At 67.0% G+C, this 894-nt stretch carries 1 pseudogene; it reads right to left on the reverse strand.

Features of this window, described 5'->3' with window-relative positions:
• Positions 1 to 894: pseudogene (locus X735_RS1000000169490) on the reverse strand (hypothetical protein); the annotation flags it as partial.

Raw genomic sequence — 894 nt, forward strand, 5'->3', positions numbered from 1 at the left:
CCCTGGATCTGCACGCCGAGCGAGCCGGTGAAGTCGGCATTGGTGTCGCCGGCCTGGACGCCAACCACCGCTGCGCCGTCTGCACCCAGGACATCGATGCCGGTCACCGGCGAGGTGGTGCCCACCGCCGTCAGCACGTTGCCGGCCTCGGCCGTGAACTGGTTGGAGGCTACACTGTCGGTATCGGCATGCGCCGTCGGCACGTCGTCGATGATGTTGATGACCAGGTTGCCGGCCGGTGCGCTGTCGCCGTCAGTGTCGGTGACGACGACTGCGAAGCTGGCGGTGGTGTTGTCGCCGGTGGTGTTGTCGACGAGCGTGTAGGAATAGCTGATCGTGCCGGCGCCGGTGGCCGGATTGTAGACATAGCTTGCCGTCAGCGAGCCGGTGGCGTCGGTGAAGGTCTGCGCGGCGCCGGTCAGCACATGGCCGCCGAGCGAGACTACCGACACGCCGTCCGGCGAAGTGAAGCCGATGGTGCCCGAGGTGGTCTCCGAGTTGGCGGCAGCGTTCGAGCCCGCGGACTCGCCGCCGCGTGCCGGAAGGCCGGCCTCATAGACGGTGGTCGAGGCAAGGCCCGGCGCCGGAATGCTGTCGGTCGGCGTCGAGTCGCCGATCGAGATGGTCAGCGTGGTGTGCGAGGTGTCGCCGTCGCCGTCCTTGATGGTGTAGGTGAAGGTCTCGTCGACCGTCGTCCCGTTGGCCACGTTCTGCGTGGTGTTGGTATAGACCAGGTTGCCGCCGACTATGGCGACGGTGCCGCCATGGTCGCCAGCCCCGATCACCAGCGAACCTGCTGCCGCCGGACCGTCCGCGCCATAATGGTCGTTGCCCAGGATCCCAGCGACCGTGCCGATCGTCAGGTTCGTCACGTTCTCTGCATAGATCGGAAGA

Source organism: Mesorhizobium sp. L2C084A000, assembly GCF_000502875.1.
Taxonomy (GTDB): Bacteria; Pseudomonadota; Alphaproteobacteria; order Rhizobiales; family Rhizobiaceae; genus Mesorhizobium.